This window comes from Brucella oryzae (assembly GCF_041929965.1).
GTDB classification, from domain to species: domain Bacteria; phylum Pseudomonadota; class Alphaproteobacteria; order Rhizobiales; family Rhizobiaceae; genus Brucella; species Brucella oryzae.
Genome location: NZ_JBHEEO010000003.1, coordinates 43,118 through 64,974, shown reverse-complemented (window position 1 = coordinate 64,974; position 21,857 = coordinate 43,118). Strand labels below are relative to the sequence as shown.

The window sequence follows — 21,857 nt, the reverse complement described above, 5'->3', positions numbered from 1 at the left end:
ATCCGAAAGCCCCAAACTACGGTTTGCGCATGAAGCAACCGGTTCGACAACGCGCTGTCTTCTTCATTGGCGGCTACGATCCGAAAACGCCGGAGGCGTTTTTCGGTCGATTGAATAGAGAAATCAAAAGGTTCGAGGCGCTCTGGGGCGTTCGTTCCGACGTTTCGGATGTCAGCATTTCGGCTGACGGCGAGATCGGCTCCGTGTCGATCAAGACGGCTCCCGCGGACGATAATTGGGACACTGAAACAGACTTCAATTTTCTCGTTCTGGACAGAATAGTGCTGGCGGATTTCGACCGCCCTCTTCCTGTCAGGCTGGCCAAATATCTTTTCGCCTTCGGCGATTTCGTCGTAACCGGCACAGCTTTTCGCTTCTTTGCGAAAGCCTGGCGCTTCGGGCTCTATTTCCTCTACCCGTTTCTCGTGCTCGCTTTGTTTGCTGCCGCAGGCTATGCAGCGGCACGCTGGACGGTCCAATGGCTGGGCGTCGTCAGCTGGCTCGTCGGCCTGGTGGTTTTTTCCACAGCGCTTGCCGTTCTGGGCAAGCGATGGTCAACCAACCATCTGATGGATCTATGGTCGTTTTCGCTCAATTTCATTCGGGGAAGACGACAGGATGCCGAATCCCTGATGCAGCGATTTGCAGCCGATATCGTCGCACGCATCACCGCGAAACATTATGACGAAGTCATTCTGATCGGCCACAGCACCGGCGGCATGCTGATGCTGGACGTTGCAGCGCGCTGTCTTGCCATCGACCCGGAATTCAGCGGCCGCGCGCCCAAAGTGACGGTCCTCACCCTTGGATCGACCGCGCTCAAGGCAGGCTATCACCCGGCGGGCAAGCATTTTCGCGAAGGCGTGCAACGATTGGTGGACGACGGCAAAATCGACTGGGTGGAAATCCAGTGCCTGACCGATGCGATCAATTTCTACAAGACCGACCCCGTGGCTGAAATGGGCCTGAAGCGGGAGCCGCAGCGGCCTTTTCCTGTCACAAAGACTGTGCGAATGAAGGATATGCTGCAGCCGGAAATCTACAAGCGCGTGAAGCGCAATCTTTTTCGCGTGCACTATCAATATGTATTCGGAAATACGAAGCCCTATTGGTATGATTTCTTTCAGATTTGCTGTGGGCCGACCTCGCTCAGAGACCGGACGGAGGACCGAATAGTCGGTGCCTTGCCAATGAAAGAAAGTACTGCTGAATGACACCGACACTGGCCGCAATCGTTTGGGGCATCGGGCTTGTCGCCTGGGTCGTTATCCGCATTCCGCATCAACGGCGTGCGCGCAAGATCAAGGTTGCCAATAATGCAAAGACGCTGGCCGACAGGCTGGCGCTGGGCGCAGCGACTGTCGGTCTGTCGCTGATCCCGATTGTCTATGTCGCAACCGGCTTTCCCGCCCTTGCTGACTATGCTTTCCAGCCATGGCTGGCCTGGATCGGGCTGATTGTCGAAATCGCTTTCCTCTGGCTTTTCTATGCAAGTCATCGCCAATTGGGCAAAAACTGGTCTGTCTCGCTTGAAATCCGCCGCGAGCACAAGCTGGTAACCGGCGGCCTTTACAAATATGTCCGCCATCCGATGTATCTGTCGTTCTGGCTGTGGGCGATTGCGCAATTCTGCCTGCTGCCGAACTGGTTCGCCGGTCTGGCGGGGCTTGTCGGCGTTGGCATCCTCTATTTCTATCGTGTCGGCCACGAGGAAGCGATGATGCGCGCGGCATTCGGCACATCCTATGACGAATATGCGAGCCGAACCGGTCGTGTCATTCCAAAACTCAAGTTCTAGTGATTTGGCTGAAACAGCCCGGCGCTCTAGATATCCGTCTTGATACGCCTCGTTCGAAAGCCATTTCACGGTTCTCGGACGCGCTCCAACAGGTAGTCGAAGATGATTTCAAAGCCGAATAGTTTGCGTTTAAAAGACCTGACCCGTCGCAGTCTGCTGTTTGCCGGTGCTGCACTTGCGCTCTATGGCAGCGCGGCACAGGCAGCGCCCAAAACGCCTTCCAGAAACGCGCCGCAGGCCGATGTCTATCTCCTGCGTGGCTTCGGGGACATCTTCTCCACCGGCATCGACGAGATTGGCAAGCAGTTGCAGGCTAATGGTGTCGATGCGCATGTCGAAGGGCATCAGGCATGGCGCTTCGTGCTGAACCAGATACTCGCCGACCAGCAGAAGAACCCACGCGCGCCCGTCATTCTGATCGGCCATTCGCTCGGTGCCAATGCCGTCATCGACATTGCAGCCGCTCTTGAAAAAAAGGGCATTCAGGTCAGTTATATGGCGACCTTCGCCGCCACCGCGCCTGCCCCTCTGCCCGGCAATATAAGGCGTGTCGTGAACTTCTATTTCAAGCAGCACGGCTGGGGTCTGCCGCTGACAGCCGGGCCGCGCTTCAAGGGAAGCCTCGACAATCGCGATTTCTCGGGCATGAAGGATATCGGTCATTTCAACATCGAGAAACAGCGCCCGCTTCAAGACGAGGTGGTGCGCAATGTGCTGCGCATCGTACGCTCAAGATGATCTGAAAAGCCGATTGGCGGAAGAGAATGGGAGTCGAACCCACCAAAGACCGTCTATCGGCCCCTCCCGGATTTGAAGTCCGGACATGCCACCGGGCATGTATCCCTTCCATATATTGATCAGCTACCGTAGCGGCAGGCGGTTTTCCGCCCGGTTGCTACCATTTCATTCCTACAGCACCAGCAATCAGAGCGTCAATCTGGACGGCTGGATTCCAGCCGCCGATCACTGAATGATGCAGGTTCCCGGCCATTCATTGCACTGCCGGTTGGCGCAGCCACTGATGGTGGCCAGAACCAGTATCAGGCAGATGGTTGTGGAAAGAGATTTCACTTCGTTTCTCCGGTTTGCGCTGTTTCTCCTTGCGCGAAATCGCCGAACAAGTCCAGCTTGCGGCGGTTCAGGCGGCGCATGTCCCCGCGCCTTATCGTGACGCTGTTACGGTCGAAGAATTCCAGTATCTGGATCGCCACCTTGCGACCGCTATCCACCCGGTCGCGAAACCGCGCCGCAATGAACCAGCCGCTGTCGAAGGCCGCATCCATATCCGACAGGATTCCGATCATTTCGGCAATTGTCGCCCGCAGGAAAAAATGGTCGTGTGCCACTTCATGCACCCGGCCCATGCGCCCTGAAAGCTTGAGCAGGCGGCGAATATCTTCCTCCCGTTCATCAAGCAGACCCGAAATATCGCGCACACGCGGCGGTCGATAACGGGCCTCACCTCCAAGCAGCGGCGCGATGCGTTGCCAGAGCGTCTCATCGGCATCGCTCATTGTCACTTCATGATCGCGGAGGCGAAGCCAGGCGCCGTCCAGCCTCAGCAGGTCCGCCTCGACCAGCGCAGCGATGGCGGCGCGAAAGGCTGGCGCAGGCAGGCGCGGCTTCAACAACAACCGCAATCGTTCGACACCCATGCCGATCAGGTCTGGATTTTCGTCATGGAATGCACCGAGCCGCGCGGCAATATCCTCACGCAAAGCATTCCATCGTTCCGGCAACAGCAAGAGCACGGAGTTCGCCTGCGAAAGCATCAGGGCATCGAGCGCCTGTGCAAGACCTTGCGGATCGTCCGGCAAAGCGCGGTCGCGCAGGAATGCCGCCGCATCCAGATAATAAGGCTCGACAGATAACAGCGCGCGTGCCGCTTCCACAGGCGCGTCAATGGAATGGGCGTCAAGCTGTGCCATGCGTTCCGGACTGCGGCGCTTGCGTTGCGGCGGACGCAGATCGAGAAAGCGTCCGCCCCCGATGGTGCGTTGCGCGGAAACATCCCGGATGACGAAACGGTCTCCTGCCGCCGCCGCAACAGGACGATCCAGCACCAGCTGCACCCGGTCTTCGGTGCCGGGCCGCAGTTCCTCGTCCCGCAAAAGCACGATGCGCCCCCCAACCTCTGTTGCGGCATGGTGCAGGCGAACCGGAAACCACTGCCTGATCGGTTTTTTCTCCGAAGACAGGATTTGCAACGATGCATCGATGCGGTCTGTCGGGCGATGAAGGCTGGGCTGTACCAGCATATCGCCGCGGTGCACCGCCTCTTTCGATATGCCGTCGCCTGCCAGATTGAGCGCGCAGCGATCACCCGCCTCAGCAGTTTCGCTTGGCCTGTTTTGCGCATGAATGGTGCGGACACGCACCTCCTTGCCGGACGGGCTGATGAGCAGATGGTCGCCAATTGCGACCCTGCCGGAAAGCACCGTGCCCGTGACGACCGTGCCAGCGCCCTTGAGCGTGAAAGAACGATCCACGGCAAGACGAAAGCGTCCATTTGCGCGCCGCGCGCCGAATGCATGGGCTTCAATTTCCAGCATCGCCTGCAGATTGTCGATCCCGGCACCCGATACAGTGGAGACCGCCAGAACAGGAATGTCGGCAAGCCCTGTCAGCGCCAGTTCATTGCGGATAGCGGTTTCAACCTCGGCAAGACGGTCAGATTCGACAAGGTCGGATTTGGTGATAACGGCGACACCGCGCCGGATACCGAGCAGATTGACGATTGCCAGATGTTCGCGCGTTTGTGGCATAATTCCGTCATCGGCAGCGACAACCAGCATGACAAAATCGATGCTTGCCGCCCCGGCCAGCATCGTATGCACGAACTTTTCATGCCCCGGCACATCAACAAAACCAAGTATATCCTTTTCGTCGCCGGACAGGGGCAGATAGGCAAAGCCTAGGTCGATGGAAATGCCCCGCGCCTTTTCCTCCTTCAGCCGGTCCGTATCCACCTGCGTGAGCGCGCGCACCAGCGAGGTCTTGCCATGATCGATATGCCCCGCCGTTCCGACGATCATGGCTTTTCTTTCAGCGCACTGCGCGCTGCTTCGATGAAGGGAGCGGCAAGTGCGCTGCCGCCCGCCTCAGCGCGCAGCAGATATTCGTAAGCCGCAACCGGGTCGCGTTCCACGCCCATGCCAAGATGAAGCGCCGCGCCAAGCATGGCTTCTCCGTCCGGGTCGCCCGCAGCGGACGCCTTCCGCCACCAGTGTACGGCCTGAGACGGATCGCGCGGTACGCCAAGAGCATTATGATAGATCATGCCAAGCCGGGTCATGGCTGCGGCTATGCCGCCTTCCGCCGCTTTCAGCGCCCACTCGCGTGCCTCAACCGGGTCGGCAATTATAACCTCGCCTTCCATGAGCATCCAGCTCAGCATATCCTGCGCTTGCGGATCGCCCTGTTCTGCGGCAAGCCGGTACAGCCTTGCAGCTTCTGGATAATCGGCTTCGATATCTTCACCCTTGAAGAGGAGCGAAGCGAGATTGCGCTGGCCGGAAGCATCGCCAGCCGCCGCTGAAAGCGCCAGCCAGCGCTGCGCGAGGCCGATATTTTTCTCAACGCCCATGCCGCCTGCAAAACAGGCGCCGATATTGTTCTGCGCGCGGGCATTGCCTGCACGTGCCAGCGGCTCCCATATGGAAAGCGCCGTTGCGTAATCACCCGCCTTGGCAGCGGCAAGCGCATTCTCCAGCGTCTGCGCCGTCGTGTCCGGCTTCGGTTTTCGGGTGAAAAGATCAGCGAGCCGCATAGGATGACAGGTTCCTGATGAAACTATTCTCGTCATCAAGGCAGCGCAGATCGAGCACGAATGCGCCTTTTTCGATCCGCGCGATGACCGGCAGAGGCAGCGCACGCAATGAACCGCCAAGTGCTGTCAGCGCGGAGCCGCTGCCATCCTTCGGCACAATCGACAATCCGGCACTTGGAACGGTTGAAAGCGGCAATGCGCCGGAGCCGATCTGGCTGGCGCAATCTGTCACCGCCACGGTGAAAGCCGGGCCGAGTATTTTCTCCAGCTCCGGCTTGAGCCGTGCTGCCTGCGCAGCAATTTCTGCCTGCGGACGCGCCAGAGTGCGAATGGTCGGCAGCTTTTCGGCAAGCCGTTCCGGGTTGCGGTAAAGTTTCAGCGTCGCTTCAAGGGCTGCGAGCCTGATCTTGTCGACCCGCAGAGCGCGCTTCATCGGGTTCTTGTTGATGCGGGCAATCAGGTCGCGCCGCCCGACGATGAAACCCGCCTGCGGTCCGCCGAGAAGCTTGTCGCCGGAAAAGGTGATGATATCTGCACCTTCGGCGACCGCTTCGCGCACGGTCGGCTCATGGGCAAGGCCGAAAGCGGTCAGATCGGCAAGCGTGCCGGAACCGAGATCATTGACCAACGGTACGCCTTTGCCTCGCGCGATTGCCGCCAGTTCCGATGCTGAGACTTCCCGCGTAAAACCTTCAATCCGATAGTTGGAGGTGTGGACCTTCAGTACCAGCCCGGTATCGGGGCCGATTGCATTGTCGTAATCACGCGGATGGGTGCGGTTCGTGGTGCCGACTTCGACAAGCCGTGTCCCGGCGCGGGTCATGATGTCCGGCATGCGGAATGCGCCGCCGATCTCGATCAGTTCACCGCGTGATACAATGGCTTCCTTGCCCAAGGCAAGACTGTTCAGCACCAGCAGCACGGCGGCGGCATTGTTGTTGACGATGGTTGCATCTTCCGCCCCCGTCAGTTCGCAGACAAGTGCGCGCAGATGGTCGTCCCGCTCGCCCCGCGATCCCGACGAGAGGTCGAATTCAAGTGAAACCGCCTGCCGCATGGCTTGCGTGGCAGCCTCGATTGCGGCTTCTGCAAGGATCGCGCGCCCCAGATTGGTGTGCAGAACGGTTCCCGTCAGATTGAACAGCGGGCGCAGGCTCGATTGCCCCGACGCTTCAAGCAAATGGAGAACCCGTTCAGCCAAATGCGCATTGCTGGAAAGCGAGGCCCCGGATTTCACCGCCTCGCGCTCATCGCCCAGCGCCTTCCGTACCGCCTCCGTCACCGCCGCATGGCCAAAACTCTCCAATGCTGCGGCAAGCTCAGTCAAATGCAGGATAGTATCCACGGACGGAAGATGGCGCAGCGAAGCCTTGATCTGGTCCATGCTGCCTCACAGTCCGGCTAGAAGCGGGGAGAATCCGCCTCGCCTGTAAGGCGTCTCTCGCATCAATATATCGAGACCGAGGCTCGCAATATCGTCGGTCATCGGATCGGCATCCGCCGAAAGCTGCTGATAGATGATTTTGACCCAACGCTGGCATTCGTCGCAAGTTTCGGCCTTGATAATGCCGCCGCCTTCTTCAACTTCCTTGTAGCCGATGCCCTTTGTGGAGCCGCAGCACACGCATTTGACCCGCACATAATGCCAGAGCGTATTGCAGACGGAACAGGAGCAGAAGCGTGCGCCATGCGCACCGTGCCAGCCCACCACCATCGAGCTTGACGGTATGCTGCCGCAAGTCGGACAGACGCCATCGGCAACGGGCTTCAGCGACTTCGGATCAAGCGCCGCTGCAAGCCGCGTGAAATGGAGCTGCAAGCCTGCCCATATATAAATATGTTCGGCAATTGCTTCCGGTGGCAGAATACCAGCGAAGACTGCCTCGATCATCCGGCGACGTTCACCCGCACTGCTTTGCGCCACACGCTCCAGTGCATCGGCGGCATCCTGCGGCTTGGCGATTGTGCGGGCGCGCGCGAAGAGCCGGTCGAAGATGGTATCCAGCGCCTCATCCGATATGGCATCCGCACGATCGATCGACGGCATGTCGAATTCCCGTCCCCGGTCGTTGCCGTGCCGCGTAGCGACAGGACCGAGACTAGCCGCTATGTCGGACTGCGCCTCGCTCAGATCGGCAATGAATTCCAGATAGGGTTTCAGCGGGCTGACCGAGCCCAAAAGGCGCAGACGCTCTGCTCTTTTGGCAAAAAGCGCGCCGGGGTCCGGCAATTGCACGAAGGGTGGGGCCGATATTTCGCCGATGACCGTCGGGTCCGGCACCAGATCTTTCTTGCCTGCCATGTCACTCCTCACGAACCCAACGGGCCACGTGGACCACTGAATATGATCGCCCTCGAATGACGACCGCGTAAATTCAGGCGGCGGGCTTTCTGCCGCCCTGTTTCACTTTCTGCTTCGATGTCAGTTCGCGCAACCATTTGCGGTGATGCCGCCATGCCCAGCCGCCAGTAACCGTGCCGCGTGTCATCGCATGGATCGTGCCCTTGACCCAGATCGCGGCATAGACATGCACGATCCACACACAGATCGCCGCCACCGCCGCCATGGAATGGACAAGCAGGGCCCAGCGCTGCTGGTTGATGCTGGTGTAGGCACCGAAATATTCGTTCCAGATCATCACGCCGGAAACGATCAGAATGATGATCAGCAGCGACATGGACCAGAAAACGAGCTTCTGACCGGCATTATATTTGCCGACTTCGGGCAGTTTTTCCTCATGGCCGGCAAGCACGTCATTAGCCTGCGCCAGCCACTGGCTGTCTTCGCGCTTCCACAGATTGGCACTCCAGAAACGCACGAAAAGCCCAAGGAAGCTGAAGAACAACACCACGCCGATCCATGGGTGGATGGCGCGTGTCCATTGTCCGCCGCCGAACAGGCCCGACAGGAAAAACAGCGAAGGGTGGAACATGGCAAGGCCGGACAAGGCCAGCAGCACGAGGCTGATGGCGGTGATCCAATGATTGATGCGTGCACCGCCTGAATAGCGGTGCACCCTGACCGGCTTGCCGGGTTCTATCCCGTCGCCGCGTTCAACATCGTCAAAGTCGGTCTTGCTCATGAGCTTTTCTCTCCCGTGAGCTTTTCGGCCTGTTCCTCGTCATGCTCTGTCACGACGTTCGGACCCTTGAAGATATAGTGCAGCAGACCCGCTGCTGCGGCCAGCCCCATTGCGGCCATGCCCGCATATTTGGATACGCCCTTCCACGCTTCGACAACCGGGCTGATGCGCGGATTGTTCGGCAGATTGGCGTAGATTTCGGGCTTGTCGGCATGGTGCAGCACATACATGACATGCGTGCCGCTGACGCCCGGCGGATCGTAAAGACCGGCATTCTCGAAGCCGCGCGATTTCAGATCCTTGATGCGTCCGTCGGCCCATTCCTTCATCTCGTCCTTGGTGCCATAGACGATGGCCTGCGTCGGGCATGCCTTGGCGCAGGCAGGCCCCTGTCCGACTGCAATACGATCAGAGCAGAGCGTGCACTTATAGGCCTTGTGGGTCACTTCCGAAACGCGCGGAATGTTGAACGGACATCCCTTGATGCAATAGCCGCAACCGATGCAGTTATCGTGGATGAAATCGACGATACCGTTGGAATATTGCACGATTGCACCGGGCGCCGGGCAAGCCTTGAGGCAGCCGGGGTCTTCGCAATGCATACAGCCATCCTTGCGGATGAGCCATTCCAGATTGCCGGTATCGGGATTGTCCCACTCGGTAAAGCGCATCAGCGTGAAGGTATTCGGCGTCAGATCGTGCGGATTGTCATAGACACCCACATTGATGCCGACTTCCTCATGCGTGTCGTTCCATTCGGCGCAGGCCGACTGGCAAGCCTTGCAGCCGATGCATTTCGACACATCGATGAGCTTTGCCACCTCGGTCTGACGTTCGGCAGGCGGCGTCACATTCGACGCCGACCGTCTGATGAGGTCCTTGTCACCGAAACGCGGCTGTTGCGGCTGGACGCTAGGATTGGGAACGGGTGGAAACATCTCTAATCCCTCCTAAGCTACAGGCGCGCTTGAGCGCTCGATATTGACCAGAAACGCCTTGAACTCCGGCGTTTCGATGTTCGCGTCACCGACGAAAGGTGTCAGCGAATTGGGGCCGAAGCCCTTGCGGGCAGCACCCATGAAGCCCCAATGGAGCGGGATGCCCACAACGTGCACCGTCTTGCCGTCGCAGATGAGCGGCTTGATGCGCTTGGTCACCACGGCCTTGGCCTTGACCGATCCGCGTTTCGACCACACCCGCACCCAGTCGCCCTTGGCAATGCCCTTTTCCTTCGCCAGCTCTTCGGAGATTTCCACGAAGAACTCGGGTTGCAGGACGGCATTCACCGTGACGTGCTTCGTCCAGTAGTGGAAATGCTCGGTCAAGCGGTAGGACGTTGCCGCATAGGGGAACTCCTCCGACGCCGTTTCCGCAAACTGCTTGAAGTCATCGTTGAAGACGCGTGCCACCGGATTGCCCCGGATTTTCGGCGCGATCACATTGGCGAGCGGCGATTCAAACGGCTCGTAATGGGCCGGGAACGGACCGTCGCGCATCATGGCGCGGGTGAACAGACGCGAGGCGCCTTCCGGGTTCATGATGAATGGCCCGACCTCCTCCGGCCTGGCGGTCGGCGCGATGTCCGGCACGTCATAGCCTGTCCATTTCGAACCGTCCCATTCGAGGAGCTTGCGGCTCGGGTCCCACGGCTTGCCGTTGAGATCGGCAGAGGCGCGGTTATAGAGAATGCGACGGTTTGCAGGCCATGCCCACGACCAGTTGAGATAGGCGCCTGTCTCGTCCGGATCATGATTGTCGCGGCGGGCCATATTGTTGCCAGCCTCGGTGAAGCAGCCGGAATAAATCCAGCAGCCCGATGCCGTCGAACCGTCGTCGCGCAGCGCCGCAAAGCCGGACAGAAGCTTGCCCGCCTCGGCAACGACCTTGGTCGGATCGGTCGGGTCGGTCACCGCGGAAAGAGCACGACCGTTCAGTTCCTTGGCCAGTTCTTCCGCCGTCGGTTCGCCTTCATCCTCATAATCCCATACGAGATTGAGGATCGGATCGGGGAAGGCCCCGCCTTCCTTACTATAAAGCTCCTTCAGCCGCAGATAGATCTGCGCCATGATCCAGTTGTCGGTCTTCGCGTCGCCGGGCGGCGTAGCACCAGGCCAGTGCCATTGCAGCCAGCGCCCGGAATTGGTGAGCGAACCCTCGTCCTCTGCGAAGCAGGTGGAAGGCAGCTGGAACACTTCCGTCTGGATGGAAGCTGAATCCACATCGTTATAGTCGCCGTGGTTTTCCCAGAAACGCGAGGTTTCCGTTTCCAGCGGGTCCATCGTCACGAGGAATTTCAGCTTCGACAAAGCGTCGGTCAGCTTCTTGCGGTTCGGCACCGCCATCAGCGGATTGAAGCCTTGACAGATATAGCCGTTGACCTTGCCTTCATACATCATGTCGAAGATACGAAGCATGTCGTAATTCGGCACATCGAGCTTCGGCAGCCAGTCATAGACGAAGTCGTTTTCGACAGTCGCAGCACGGCCCCACATCGCCTTCTGGAAACTGACGAAGAACTTGCGATAGTTCTGCCAGTAACTCGTCTGGTTCGGGCGCAGCGGCTTGAAACCGCGTGTCGACATATAGGTCTCGAGATCGGTTTCCTTTTCGACCGGGATGTTCATATAGCCCGGCAGAAGATTGGACATGAGGCCGATATCGGTCAGTCCCTGAATGTTGGAGTGACCGCGCAGCGCATTCATGCCGCCGCCGCGCACGCCGATATTACCGAGGATCAGCTGCAGCATCGCCATGCAGCGAATATTCTGCGACCCCTTGGAATGCTGCGTCCAGCCAAGCGCATACATCGACGTCATCGTCTTGTCCGGCGCCGAGCATTCGGACATCATCTCGGCCACTTTCAGGAATTTCTCCTTCGGCGTGCCGCAGATGCGTTCCACCATTTCCGGCGTGAAGATTGAAACATGCTGCTTGAGCAGGTTCCATACGCAGCGCGGGTTCTGCAGCGTATCGTCGACGGCGGCATAGCCGTCATCGCCGATCACATAATCCCAGCTCGAGCGGTCATAATCCCGCTTTTCCTCGTCATAGCCGGTAAACAGCCCGTCCTTGTATTCAAAGCCATCCTTGATGATGTAGCTGGCATTGGTGAAATGCTTCACATAATCCCACTGCACCTTGTCATTCTGGATGCAATAGTTGATGACGCCGAGCAGGAAGGCGATATCCGTGCCCTGCCGGATAGGCGCGTAGAAATCCGCGACCGATGCCGTGCGCGTGAAACGCGGATCGACGACGATCAGTTTCGCCCCGCGATTGGCCTTGGCCTCCGTCACCCATTTGAAGCCGCACGGATGCGCTTCCGCAGCATTGCCGCCCATGACGACGACGAGGTCGGTATTCTTGATATCGGTCCAGGAGTTGGTCATTGCTCCGCGGCCAAATGTTGGGGCGAGACTCGCCACCGTCGGGCCGTGTCAGACGCGTGCCTGGTTATCGAATGCAACTATGCCTGTGCTGCGCACCACCTTATAGGTGAGAAACGCCGTTTCATTGGTCGTGGCCGAAGCCGCAAGGAAGCCTGTCGAGGTCCAGCGGTTGACCGTGGTGCCTGCCGCGTTCTTCGCGATGAAATTGGCGTCGCGGTCGTCTTTCAGATGCCGCGCGATGCGGTCGAGCGCATCTTCCCAGGAAATCTGCTTGAACGCGGATGAACCCGGCTCGCGCACCTGCGGATATTGCAGGCGGGTCTTCGCCTTCACGAAATCCTTCAGCGCCGCGCCCTTCGGGCAAAGCGTGCCGCGATTGGTCGGGTGATCCGTGTCGCCTTCGACGTGGATCAGCTCGGCCTTCTCGCCTTTCCTGACATCACCCTTGGAGTAAAGGATGACGCCGCAGGCGACCGAGCAGTAAGGGCAGGTATTTCGGGTTTCGGTCGTGTTGGTCAGCTTGAAGGGGCGAATGGATTCGGCATAGGCGCTTTCCACCGCACCGAAACCGAAAGACCCAAGCGCCGAAGCCGCCACTACCGCTCCCGTTCCGCCCAGAAACTGGCGGCGTGAGAGCTCCACATTCATTGCGCTGCACCTCCCTGATCATCAGAAGAAAATGCCGAGGCATGCTCTTCTTTAAATTGGACTTGCCTGACATCAGTTCACCGCAATAAAACCAAGTTGTCAACCGAACAGGAGGCTAAAAAAATTAACAATATGGTACCTTTATCAATAACATGACTTTCATAGTCATGTATTAATACATAAGCCTTACCACAGGAATGACTTGAAAGCGCGCTGGCTGATTGACGTTCCTGTGTAAAAACGCCAGACTGACGTCGTGGCTTCTTATATTGCTCCCGAGTTTCGGGGCCTGAATTTTGAGTGGCTCTTGCCTCGCGTCGGCTTCCTTGCTCCGATGCGACGGTGTTGTGCGGTCCTCGGTTCAGGCTCTCTTCAATCGCACAAAGCCGCATCCAGATTTCCTGCAATCATTGCATGTTCGTCACTTTCCGGCCCGAAGGCCGCGAAGCGATTTTTTCTCGCGCAATCGCAACAGGAACAATTCAAAGCAAAAAGGGGATCGTCATGAACCGTCGGGAACTTCTTAAATCCGGCGCGGCTTGCGCCGCTTTCAGCATGCTGCCGAATTTTGCGTCTGCAACCGGCAACACATACGCGCCGGAGCCCTCGGCTTGGCGCAGCTTCGAGATCACTACCAGCGTTACGCCTGCCGCTTCGGGAGAGATCATTCGTGTATGGGTTCCGATGGCGGGGTTCAATGGCAATGACTGGAACCGCCCCGAAGGCAATCGCTGGACGACAAATGCCAAAATCGCACGGCTTGATCGCGATCCGGACAGCGGCACCGGCCTGCTTTATCTCGAATGGGACGCAAACGAAGCAAATCCGCAAGCCGAGATCATCAGCCTCATCTCTACGCGCGACCGTGCAAGCAGCCTCGATGCTTCGGCAAAGGCCGTGCCGCTAACCCAAGCAGAACGCGAACGCTATCTGGCCGGGACGCGCCTTGCACCGATTGATGGCATCGTCAAACAAACCTCCGACAAGATCGTTGCAGGTGCCGACACCGATCAGGAGAAGGCGCGCCTGATCTATGATTGGGTTGTCGCGAATACCTACCGGCGCGCCTCGACGCGCGGCTGCGGTGATGGAAACATCGTCGCCATGCTTGGTAGCGGCGATCTCGGCGGCAAATGCGCCGACATCAATCCGCTATTCGTAGCTCTGGTCAGGGCAGCGGGAATTCCGGCCCGCGACCTTTATGGCGTGCGTGTTGCACCCTCCGCCTTCGGCTACAAGAGCCTTGGCGCAAAGAATGAAGTCATCACCAAGGCCCAGCACTGCCGCGCCGAAATCTATCTCGACGGCATTGGCTGGGTCGCAACCGATCCGGCTGATGTGCGCAAGGTGATGCTGGAAGAGGAAAAGGATGGGCTGACCGCCGATGATCCGCGTGTCGCAGCCGTGCGGCAAAAGCTTTTCGGTTCATGGGAAGGTAACTGGATTGCCTTCAATGATGGCAGCGATATCGCCTTGCCATCTGCTCAAGGACCGGAACTCGGTTTCCTGATGTATCCGCAGGCCGAAGTCGCAAGCGCCCGTCTTGATTGTCTCGATGCGGATACTTTCCGCTACGCGATGACCGCACGCGAAATAACCATATAAATTTTGAGGACATCATGGATATCGCATCGCCTATTCGTCTCAGCACCCTTGCCCATGGCGGCGGTTGCGGCTGCAAGCTGGCTCCAGCCGTTTTGCAGGATCTGCTGGCCGACCAGCCGGCCATGCAGCCTTTCAGCCAGCTTCTCGTCGGAACGGAAACCGGCGACGATGCCGCCGTCTGGCAGCTCGATGACGAAAACTGCGTGATCGCCACCACGGATTTCTTCATGCCGATGGTGGACGATCCGTTCGATTTCGGACGCATTGCAGCCACCAATGCGATATCCGACGTTTATGCCATGGGCGGAACGCCGATCATGGCGCTGGCGATCCTCGGCATGCCGGTGAACAAGATGCCCGCCGAAATGATCCGCGAAATCCTGAAAGGCGGTTCCAGCATCTGTTCTGAAGCTGGCATTCCGGTGGCGGGCGGGCATTCCATCGATGCGCCGGAACCGATCTATGGGCTGGCGGTCATCGGCACCTGCAAGCTTTCCAGCCTTCGCAAGAACAGCGGCGCGCGTCCCGGAGACATGCTGATCCTGACCAAGGCAATCGGTGTCGGTATCTATTCCGCCGCCTTTAAGAAACAGGAACTCGACGGCACCGGTTATGATGAAATGATGGCGTCGGTCACCTTACTGAACCGGGTTGGCGTCGAACTTGGCAAGGATGACACCGTCCACGCCGTCACCGACGTCACCGGCTTCGGCATCCTCGGCCATGCACTCGAAATGGCCCATGGTTCAAATGCCGGAATTGCCATTGATTATGCTGCGCTGCCTTTTCTCAAACAGGCCGAGCATCTGGCACAAGCCGGTTTCGTGACCGGAGCCTCCACCCGCAACTGGGCCAGCTACGGCCATGGCGTGCAGTTTCCGGACGACTATCCGCTCTGGAAACTGCAATTGCTGACCGACCCGCAGACATCCGGGGGCCTTCTCGTATCCTGTGCGCCGGAGGACGCCGAAAGGCTTCTGAACAGTATCCGCGGCGCCGGTTATCCATCTGCCAGCATCATCGGCAAGGTGACGGATGGTAAGGGCCACGTGACGGTGACAGGCTGAAAACTGTTGAGATCACTCATCAACAACTCGCTTGCTTTTTGAGCCGCTCGCCTCTGGAAATCGCCGCCATGAGGCGATAAAGGCAACAGCGCGTCCCGAAAAGTGCGAAGCGGTTTTCGGAAAAGATGCGCGTTAAAAACAAACGGATAATATTTTCCAGAGGGACATCATGGGCTATTTTCCAAGTTGGCGTTTGACATCAAACGCCGTCGTGCTTCCTGACGAGCGCCTGCCGGCCGCCGCCGCCATACCGATGGGCGTGCAGCATCTTCTTGCAATGTCCGGCTCGACCATCGTTGCGCCGCTTCTGATGGGTTTCGATCCCAATGTGGCCGTCTTCTTCTCCGGTATCGGCACGCTTCTGTTCTTCGTGCTAACGGCAGGCCGTGTACCAAGCTATCTCGGTTCGTCCTTCGCTTTCATCGCGGTCGTGATTGCCGCGACCGGCTATGGCGGCTCAGGCCCCAATCCCAATATCGCAATCGCGCTCGGCGGCATTATCGCCTGCGGCGCGCTCTATGCCCTGATCGGCCTTGTGGTCATGGCCATTGGCACGGGCTGGGTCGAACGGCTGATGCCCCCGGTCGTCACCGGCGCCATCGGCGTTTCCATCGGTCTCAACCTTGCACCGGTCGCTGTCGGCCAGTTGAAGGGAACCGGCACGCATATCACAATCGCGCTGCTCACGGTTCTCTGCATGGCGATGATCGCCGCCTACGGCCCCCGTGGAACAAAACGACTGTCGGTGCTTTTCGCGCTGCTGTTCGGCTATCTGCTGGTCCTGATCCTCGGCAACGGCCTCGGCATCGTGCCCGGTATCGATTTCACCGCCGTCAGCAATGCCGCATGGTTCGGCCTGCCGCATTTCACCACGCCGGAGTTCAACTGGCAGGCGATTACGCTGATCGCGCCGGTCGCCGTCGTTCTGGTGGCTGAAAATCTCGGCCATATCAAAGCGCTGGGTTCGATCACCGGTCAGAACATGGACCGTTATATCGGTCGCGGCTTCCTCGGCGACGGCATAGCCACCATGATTTCCGGTTCGGGCGGCGGCACCGGCGTCACCACCTATGCTGAAAATATCGGCGTCATGGCGATGACCAAGGTTTATTCCACGCTGATTTTCGTCATTGCCGCCATCATGGCGCTGATCCTCGGCATGTCTCCCAAATTCGGCGCGATCCTGCAAACGATCCCGGCCCCGGTTCTGGCTGGCCTTGCCGTTTCGGTGTTCGGCCTCATCGCCTCGGCAATGGCCCGCATCTGGATCGTCAACAAGGTGGACTTCGCGGATTCCCGCAACCTCTTCACCGCTGGCGTGGCGCTCATTTTCGGCGCAGGTGATTTCACGCTGAAGATCGGCGAATTCGCCCTTGGCGGCATTGCAACATCGACGCTGGCGGCCCTCGTCTTCTACCAGCTGCTCGGCATCAGTCGTTGCGATAACCCAGCGGCGTAAACAAAAGGAGCGGGCATCCGGCCCGCTCCTTCCATGCCGAGGCACTTCCTGCTTGATCCGCATCAAGTACTGTATTTCTATAATGCTCTATGTCTGAGAATGAAGATCATCCGAATGAGACGGGTTCATGATATCAGACCTTTTCGAGCATAACCGGCAATGGGCGGCGGAAAAGCGGCAGGAAGACCCTGAATATTTCAGTCGGCTGTCATCGATGCAACGCCCGGAATATCTCTGGATCGGATGTTCGGACAGCCGCGTTCCGGCCAATGTCGTCACCGGATTGCAGCCCGGCGAGGTGTTCGTACACCGCAACGTCGCCAACCTCGTCCATCGCGCCGACCTCAACCTTCTGTCGGTGCTTGAATTTGCCGTCGAGGTGCTGGAGATCAAACACATCATCGTCTGCGGCCATTATGGATGCGGCGGTGTGCGTGCTGCCATGGCCGGTTATGGGCACGGCATCATCGACAACTGGCTCCAGCCGGTTCGCGATATTGCACAGGCAAACGAGCAGGAGCTGGACAATTTTACCGATCCCGAAGAACGTCTGAACCGGCTTTGCGAACTGACCGTCGCATCGCAGGTGGAAAGCCTGTCGCGCACGCCGGTTTTGCAATCGGCCTGGAAACAGAACAAGGATATCGTCGTGCACGGCTGGATTTACGGCCTCAGGGACGGCCTGTTGCGCGACCTTGAATGCGATTGCACAAAAAGCGTGCTGCATTTTTCGTGTCAGCCGACGGGATGATCCGCAAGCAGCTTTTCTGCCCGGACGCGCATGTCCGGTTCGAGTTCGGCTGAGCGCCGCGCAACCTTATCGAAACAAACCGTAGTCGTCTCGTTAACCGCGCGCAGTTCGCCATCGAGCGATCCCACCATCATCTGGCGAAATGTGATCGACGAGCGCCCGATTTTCAGCACATGCGCACGGATCGTCAGCAGATCCCCGGCTGGCACTTCCTGCTTGTATTCGGTTGTCGAACGCACATCCGCCCAACCAAAACCGTCGTCGGGAATTTTCCCGGCAATGTGACCCAGGAGCTGAAAGCTCGCATCATCGAACATCGCAGCATAATGGCGGACATTCATATGTCCCATGACATCGCACATCCACGGATGCGCGACGCCGACAAAGGTGACAAGACCGTTCATCGCGCCACCGACCGATAGCCGCCGAGGAAGGCCGTGAGATTATCGCCGAGCGCATCGCACAGATAGCCGCCTTCCTGCACGATGACGGTCGGCAGACGCAGTTTTGCGATTGCTTCGGCAATGCATCCGAAACCACCGGTGGTGACCGACAATCCGCCGAACGGGTCGCCCTCAAACGGGTCGAGGCCGAGTGCGACCACAATCGCATCCGGCGCGAAGGCTTCGATGCGGCGCAATGCCGTGGCGAGTGACGCAAGGAATTCGGCGTCGCCGGATTTGCGCGGCAGCGGCAGGTTGAGATTGTAGCCAAGCCCCGCGCCTTCGCCGCGCTCGTCGGCATGGCCCCAGAAAAATGGATAGAAGCGCACCGGATCAGCATGGATCGAGACGGTCAGCACGTCGGGGCGGGCGTAGAAAATGCCCTGCGTTCCATTGCCGTGATGCAGATCGACGTCGAGGATCGCCACACGCCCGACTTTCGAGCGCAGGCGCTCTGCTGCGACAGCCGAATTGTTGACGAAGCAGAAGCCGCCTGCCACATCGGCAAAGGCATGATGCCCCGGCGGACGGCAGAGCGCATAGGCCGCGACCTCGCCCGCAAGCACCGCATCGGCGGCATCGACCGCGCTCCACGCGCTCCAGCACACGCTTTCCCATGTATGTTCGGCAATCGGGCAAGCCGTGTCAGCCATGTGATAGCCGACCTGCCCCACGGCTGACGCTGGATAACGGCCATCACGCGCCAGCGGATGGATGTTCGGGATCACCTCTTCCGGCGCCTCCTCGATGCGCCGCCAGCGGGCATAGATATATTGAAGGAATTCCAGATATTCCGGCGTATGCACGGCTGCAATCGGGCCCAGACCATGATTTTGCGGACGGATAATCTCGCATCCTGCAGCCTTCGCACCGGCGAGCAGGCGCTCGACACGCTCCGGCTGTTCGGGATTCGGTTGCGGCGCGCCGCTGGAAAGAAAGGCTTTTGGGTCGTGACGCTTCTGCTCAACGGCGTAAAAGGCTTTCATGACTGCTCCCTGTTTTTATTGATATGCGCCAGACGGGCGAAATCATCGCCATAGGCTCCGTGATCGCGGTCGGCTTCGATCCAGCCGATACCCAGCCGCTCGTAAAATCTCTGTGCAGCAACATTGTCCCGGTCCACGGCCAGCCGCAGATAGACGCCGCCCCGCGCCATCGACCAGGAGGCGACATGGCGCAGAAGCACTTCACCGATCCCGTTGCCGCGAAAGGCTTCATCGACATAGAGGTCCTGCACGTAGACGCCGGGTTTGCCGAACCATGTCGAGAAGATCGGGAAAAACAGGGCGAGCCCGGCAAAGCTCTCGTCCACCTCGGCAATCAGGCTGGTGAATGCCGCATAGGGACCGAAACCGTAACGGCGAAAATCCTCGACCGTGCTGGAAATCCTGTCGGCAGCACCAAGCCCTTCGCCCATGATGCGGATTGCCTCATGGATCAGTTCCGCGTCGGCGGCTTCGCCAAGCCGGACCGTAACGCCTGTTTTGTTATCCAGCACGATTTTCGGCATCAAAACGCCACCCTGTCTCCACCCTTGAGACCCAGATAGTCGCGCGCTTCGTCGGGCGTTGCCACCTCCAGCGACAGGCCATCAAGGATACTGCGAATGCGCCGCACCTGATCGGCATTGCTCTTGGCAAGCTGGCCGCGCCCGTCATAAAGGCTGTCTTCCAGCCCGACGCGGACATTGCCGCCCATGGCAGCCGCCATGGTAATCATCGGAATCTGGTGCCGTCCCGCCGCCAGTACGGAGAAGGAATAGTCGTCACCGAACAACTTGTCGGCAATCCGTTTCATATGCATGAGATTGTCCGGATCGGCTCCGATACCGCCCAGAACACCGAAGACGAACTGGATGAACAAATGACCGGACACCAGCCCCCGGTCGCGGAAATGCGCCAGCGAATAGAGATGGCCGACATCGTAGCATTCAAACTCGAAGCGCGTGCCGCAGCCCTGCCCGAGGCTGGTCAGAATGCCTTCCATATCCGCGAAAGTGTTCTTGAAAATCGAATGGCGGGTAGCCTCCAGCAGTTCCGGCTCCCATGCATGTTTCCATTCACGCGGCTTGTCGAGTGCGGGAAACAGCGCGAAATTCATCGAGCCCATATTGAGCGAGCACATTTCCGGCTCCGCCTTGAGCGGCGCGGCCAGACGGTCTTCCAGCGTCATCAATGACGAGCCGCCGGTGGAAATATTCACCACTGCCGTGGTCGACTGCTTGATGCGCGGTAGGAACTGCATGAACAGGTCCGGATTGGCGGACGGCCTGCCGTCGCGCGGGTCGCGGGCGTGAAGATGCAGGATGGATGCGCCCGCTTCTGCTGCGGCAATGGCTTCGCTCGCAATCTCGTCCGGCGTGACCGGCAGATGCGGCGACATGGAGGGCGTATGGACGGAGCCCGTCACCGCGCAGGTGATAATCACCTTGCGACGCGTCTTCTTCTTGTCGGTCATGATCCGGTTTCCTTACGCATTCACGGGCAGTTTGAGTTCACGCGCCAGAACCTCCAGCGTGTCGCCAAGGATGGCCGTAATCTCGCCGACCTGTTCGCGGCTCACAATCACTGGCGGGCAGACGAGGAAATGGTCGCCCTCGACACCGCCGCGCGTGCGACGCGAATAGATGATAAGCCCGCGTTCATAGGCGAGATCGACCATGCGCTGATGGGCGTTCAGTTCCTTTGGCAGCGGCTTCATGGTTTCGGGATCGGAGACGAACTCAGCAGCCAGCAACAACCCCTTGCCGCGCACATCGCCGATGAACGGGAAGCGCTTCGCAAGCCCTTCCAGTTCGCCCTTCAGCGCATCGCCCATGTGGGCGGCATTGCCGACCAGATCAAGACGGTCGATTTCCTGCAACACGGCCTTGCCCGCCGCGCAGGCCAGCGGGTTGCCGGCATAGGTGAAGCCATGCAGGAAGCCCCCGGCATCCAGAACCGGCTGGACGATGCGGGCCGGTGCGGCCATCGCGCCCAGCGGGCAATAGCCGGAGGCAAAGCCCTTGGAAAGCGCGATGAGATCAGGCTTGCAGTTCCAGTGATCGCCGCCGAGAAACTTGCCAGTACGCCCAGCGCCGCTCATCACCTCGTCATGGATCAGCAGGATGCCATAACGGTCGCAGATTTCGCGGATGCGCGGATAATAGCTGTCGGGCGCAACCAGCGCGCCGGTGGACGCCCCGCCGATCGGCTCCATGATGAAGGCGAGCACGCTTTCAGGACCTTCCTCCTGAATCCGTTCTTCCAGCATGTCGGCATATTTCTGCCCGCGCTGTTCCATCGAAAGATTGTCGCGGTCAAGATAGGCGGTCGGCGCCGGGACTTTCGGCATTTCACGCATGATGGGCGCGAAAGGTTCGCTCAAGGCCGCATAGCCGGTGACGGCGAGCGCGCCAAGCGTGCCGCCATGATAGGATGGAAAGCGCGAAATCACTTTCCAGCGTTTGCCCTGCCCGGTCGCAACCGCCCATTGGCGGGCAAGCTTGATGCAAGATTCCACCGCTTCCGAACCGCCGGAAACAAAGAATATCTTGTCCAGACCTTCCGGCATCCGCTCGGCGGCCATGCGCGCCAGATCTTCAGCCGGTTCGTTTTCGAAATGCAGGCGATAGGCGAAGGTCACGCGGTCCATCTGCGCCTTCATGGCATCGAGCACGTTGCGATTGCCATGGCCGATATTGACCACCATCGCGCCGCTCGATCCGTCGATGACGCGGCGTCCGTCCTGATCCCAGATGTAGATGCCTTCGGCACGATCCACCAGCGGCCTGCGCAGGCGCGACTGGTAGAAAAGATGCGATGCGGGGCGTTCGTTCTGTGCTTTTGTGTTGAGCATGGCGTTAC

19 protein-coding genes and 1 tRNA gene are annotated in these 21,857 nt (G+C 59.1%); 7 read left to right on the top strand and 13 right to left on the bottom strand.

Going from position 1 to position 21,857, the window contains the following annotated elements; all coding sequences use genetic code 11:
* Nucleotides 1-29 precede the first annotated feature (29 nt).
* From JNC70_RS03785 to JNC70_RS03775, 3 genes are all read left to right on the top strand, one after another.
* Nucleotides 30-1,214, top strand: a complete 1,185-nt coding sequence (locus tag JNC70_RS03785; RefSeq protein WP_104755725.1) for an alpha/beta fold hydrolase — start codon at nucleotides 30-32, stop codon at nucleotides 1,212-1,214.
* On the top strand, nucleotides 1,211-1,798 hold the full coding sequence (locus tag JNC70_RS03780; protein WP_104755658.1) for a protein-S-isoprenylcysteine O-methyltransferase: 588 nt from the start codon (nucleotides 1,211-1,213) through the stop codon (nucleotides 1,796-1,798). The genes JNC70_RS03785 and JNC70_RS03780 overlap by 4 nt, the downstream gene beginning before the upstream one ends.
* A 102-nt stretch (nucleotides 1,799-1,900) precedes the next feature.
* Entirely contained in the window at nucleotides 1,901-2,536 is a 636-nt protein-coding gene (locus JNC70_RS03775) for an alpha/beta fold hydrolase domain-containing protein (RefSeq protein ID WP_374788546.1), read from the top strand.
* A 14-nt stretch (nucleotides 2,537-2,550) separates the two neighbouring features.
* Here the strand turns inward: JNC70_RS03775 and JNC70_RS03770 are convergent.
* The 8 genes from JNC70_RS03770 to fdnG form a co-directional block, all read right to left on the bottom strand.
* A tRNA-Sec gene (locus tag JNC70_RS03770) sits at nucleotides 2,551-2,646 on the bottom strand.
* Between the two features lie 219 nt (nucleotides 2,647-2,865).
* Nucleotides 2,866-4,833 (bottom strand): selenocysteine-specific translation elongation factor, encoded by a 1,968-nt coding sequence (gene selB, locus JNC70_RS03765; RefSeq protein WP_104755659.1) that lies wholly within the window; start codon nucleotides 4,831-4,833, stop codon nucleotides 2,866-2,868.
* Nucleotides 4,830-5,567, bottom strand: a complete 738-nt coding sequence (locus tag JNC70_RS03760) for a tetratricopeptide repeat protein (protein ID WP_104755660.1) — start codon at nucleotides 5,565-5,567, stop codon at nucleotides 4,830-4,832. The genes selB and JNC70_RS03760 overlap by 4 nt, the downstream gene beginning before the upstream one ends.
* A complete protein-coding gene (selA, locus tag JNC70_RS03755; RefSeq protein WP_104755661.1) occupies nucleotides 5,554-6,951 on the bottom strand; it encodes an L-seryl-tRNA(Sec) selenium transferase in 1,398 nt (465 codons plus the stop codon). The genes JNC70_RS03760 and selA overlap by 14 nt, the downstream gene beginning before the upstream one ends.
* Before the next feature lie 6 nt (nucleotides 6,952-6,957).
* Nucleotides 6,958-7,869, bottom strand: coding sequence for a formate dehydrogenase accessory protein FdhE (gene fdhE / locus JNC70_RS03750; RefSeq protein WP_104755662.1), 912 nt, complete (start codon nucleotides 7,867-7,869; stop codon nucleotides 6,958-6,960).
* 73 nt (nucleotides 7,870-7,942) lie between these two features.
* Complete coding sequence (locus tag JNC70_RS03745) at nucleotides 7,943-8,650, bottom strand: formate dehydrogenase subunit gamma (RefSeq protein WP_104755663.1); 708 nt, start codon at nucleotides 8,648-8,650, stop codon at nucleotides 7,943-7,945.
* On the bottom strand, nucleotides 8,647-9,588 hold the full coding sequence (gene fdxH, locus JNC70_RS03740) for a formate dehydrogenase subunit beta (protein ID WP_061346744.1): 942 nt from the start codon (nucleotides 9,586-9,588) through the stop codon (nucleotides 8,647-8,649). The genes JNC70_RS03745 and fdxH overlap by 4 nt, the downstream gene beginning before the upstream one ends.
* A 12-nt stretch (nucleotides 9,589-9,600) precedes the next feature.
* A complete protein-coding gene (gene fdnG, locus JNC70_RS03735) occupies nucleotides 9,601-12,687 on the bottom strand; it encodes a formate dehydrogenase-N subunit alpha (RefSeq protein ID WP_104755664.1) in 3,087 nt (1,028 codons plus the stop codon).
* Nucleotides 12,688-13,191: 504 nt separating this feature from the next.
* Between fdnG and JNC70_RS03730 the strand changes: the two genes are divergently transcribed.
* The 4 genes from JNC70_RS03730 (at nucleotide 13,192) to can (ending at nucleotide 17,569) form a co-directional block, all read left to right on the top strand.
* Nucleotides 13,192-14,292, top strand: coding sequence for a transglutaminase-like domain-containing protein (locus JNC70_RS03730; RefSeq protein ID WP_104755665.1), 1,101 nt, complete (start codon nucleotides 13,192-13,194; stop codon nucleotides 14,290-14,292).
* A gap of 14 nt (nucleotides 14,293-14,306) precedes the next feature.
* Nucleotides 14,307-15,359, top strand: coding sequence for a selenide, water dikinase SelD (gene selD / locus JNC70_RS03725; RefSeq protein ID WP_104755666.1), 1,053 nt, complete (start codon nucleotides 14,307-14,309; stop codon nucleotides 15,357-15,359).
* 169 nt (nucleotides 15,360-15,528) lie between these two features.
* Entirely contained in the window at nucleotides 15,529-16,818 is a 1,290-nt protein-coding gene (locus JNC70_RS03720; protein ID WP_104755667.1) for a solute carrier family 23 protein, read from the top strand.
* A 127-nt stretch (nucleotides 16,819-16,945) separates the two neighbouring features.
* Entirely contained in the window at nucleotides 16,946-17,569 is a 624-nt protein-coding gene (gene can / locus JNC70_RS03715) for a carbonate dehydratase (RefSeq protein WP_104755668.1), read from the top strand.
* Here can and JNC70_RS03710 read toward each other — a convergent pair.
* The 5 genes from JNC70_RS03710 to JNC70_RS03690 are packed head-to-tail and all read right to left on the bottom strand — an operon-like array spanning nucleotide 17,554 to nucleotide 21,849.
* Nucleotides 17,554-17,973: an acyl-CoA thioesterase gene (locus tag JNC70_RS03710; RefSeq protein ID WP_104755669.1), complete on the bottom strand. Its 420-nt coding sequence runs from the start codon at nucleotides 17,971-17,973 to the stop codon at nucleotides 17,554-17,556. The genes can and JNC70_RS03710 overlap by 16 nt on opposite strands.
* Nucleotides 17,970-18,998 carry a histone deacetylase family protein gene (locus tag JNC70_RS03705; RefSeq protein WP_104755670.1) on the bottom strand — a complete coding sequence of 343 codons (1,029 nt, stop codon included), beginning with the start codon at nucleotides 18,996-18,998 and terminating at the stop codon, nucleotides 17,970-17,972. The genes JNC70_RS03710 and JNC70_RS03705 overlap by 4 nt, the downstream gene beginning before the upstream one ends.
* Complete coding sequence (locus JNC70_RS03700) at nucleotides 18,995-19,522, bottom strand: GNAT family N-acetyltransferase (RefSeq protein ID WP_104755671.1); 528 nt, start codon at nucleotides 19,520-19,522, stop codon at nucleotides 18,995-18,997. The genes JNC70_RS03705 and JNC70_RS03700 overlap by 4 nt, the downstream gene beginning before the upstream one ends.
* Nucleotides 19,522-20,469, bottom strand: coding sequence for a 3,5-dioxohexanoate:acetyl-CoA acetone transferase (gene kce, locus JNC70_RS03695; protein ID WP_104755672.1), 948 nt, complete (start codon nucleotides 20,467-20,469; stop codon nucleotides 19,522-19,524). Before kce ends, JNC70_RS03700 begins: the two co-directional genes overlap by 1 nt.
* Nucleotides 20,470-20,481: 12 nt before the next feature.
* On the bottom strand, nucleotides 20,482-21,849 hold the full coding sequence (locus JNC70_RS03690) for an aminotransferase family protein (protein ID WP_104755673.1): 1,368 nt from the start codon (nucleotides 21,847-21,849) through the stop codon (nucleotides 20,482-20,484).
* Nucleotides 21,850-21,857: the final 8 nt, after the last annotated feature.

Bases quoted from the DNA above. Each gene is read 5' to 3' on its own strand.
- JNC70_RS03700 (WP_104755671.1), bottom strand. From the start codon at position 19,522: ATGCCGAAAATCGTGCTGGATAACAAAACAGGCGTTACGGTCCGGCTT.
- selA (WP_104755661.1), bottom strand. From the start codon at position 6,951: ATGGACCAGATCAAGGCTTCGCTGCGCCATCTTCCGTCCGTGGATACT.
- JNC70_RS03775 (WP_374788546.1), top strand. From the start codon at position 1,901: ATGATTTCAAAGCCGAATAGTTTGCGTTTAAAAGACCTGACCCGTCGC.
- can (WP_104755668.1), top strand. From the start codon at position 16,946: ATGATATCAGACCTTTTCGAGCATAACCGGCAATGGGCGGCGGAAAAG.
- JNC70_RS03705 (WP_104755670.1), bottom strand. From the start codon at position 18,998: ATGAAAGCCTTTTACGCCGTTGAGCAGAAGCGTCACGACCCAAAAGCC.
- selB (WP_104755659.1), bottom strand. From the start codon at position 4,833: ATGATCGTCGGAACGGCGGGGCATATCGATCATGGCAAGACCTCGCTG.
- JNC70_RS03745 (WP_104755663.1), bottom strand. From the start codon at position 8,650: ATGAGCAAGACCGACTTTGACGATGTTGAACGCGGCGACGGGATAGAA.
- fdhE (WP_104755662.1), bottom strand. From the start codon at position 7,869: ATGGCAGGCAAGAAAGATCTGGTGCCGGACCCGACGGTCATCGGCGAA.
- JNC70_RS03710 (WP_104755669.1), bottom strand. From the start codon at position 17,973: ATGAACGGTCTTGTCACCTTTGTCGGCGTCGCGCATCCGTGGATGTGC.
- JNC70_RS03785 (WP_104755725.1), top strand. From the start codon at position 30: ATGAAGCAACCGGTTCGACAACGCGCTGTCTTCTTCATTGGCGGCTAC.
- JNC70_RS03720 (WP_104755667.1), top strand. From the start codon at position 15,529: ATGGGCTATTTTCCAAGTTGGCGTTTGACATCAAACGCCGTCGTGCTT.
- JNC70_RS03760 (WP_104755660.1), bottom strand. From the start codon at position 5,567: ATGCGGCTCGCTGATCTTTTCACCCGAAAACCGAAGCCGGACACGACG.
- kce (WP_104755672.1), bottom strand. From the start codon at position 20,469: ATGACCGACAAGAAGAAGACGCGTCGCAAGGTGATTATCACCTGCGCG.
- JNC70_RS03690 (WP_104755673.1), bottom strand. From the start codon at position 21,849: ATGCTCAACACAAAAGCACAGAACGAACGCCCCGCATCGCATCTTTTC.
- fdxH (WP_061346744.1), bottom strand. From the start codon at position 9,588: ATGTTTCCACCCGTTCCCAATCCTAGCGTCCAGCCGCAACAGCCGCGT.
- JNC70_RS03780 (WP_104755658.1), top strand. From the start codon at position 1,211: ATGACACCGACACTGGCCGCAATCGTTTGGGGCATCGGGCTTGTCGCC.
- selD (WP_104755666.1), top strand. From the start codon at position 14,307: ATGGATATCGCATCGCCTATTCGTCTCAGCACCCTTGCCCATGGCGGC.
- JNC70_RS03730 (WP_104755665.1), top strand. From the start codon at position 13,192: ATGAACCGTCGGGAACTTCTTAAATCCGGCGCGGCTTGCGCCGCTTTC.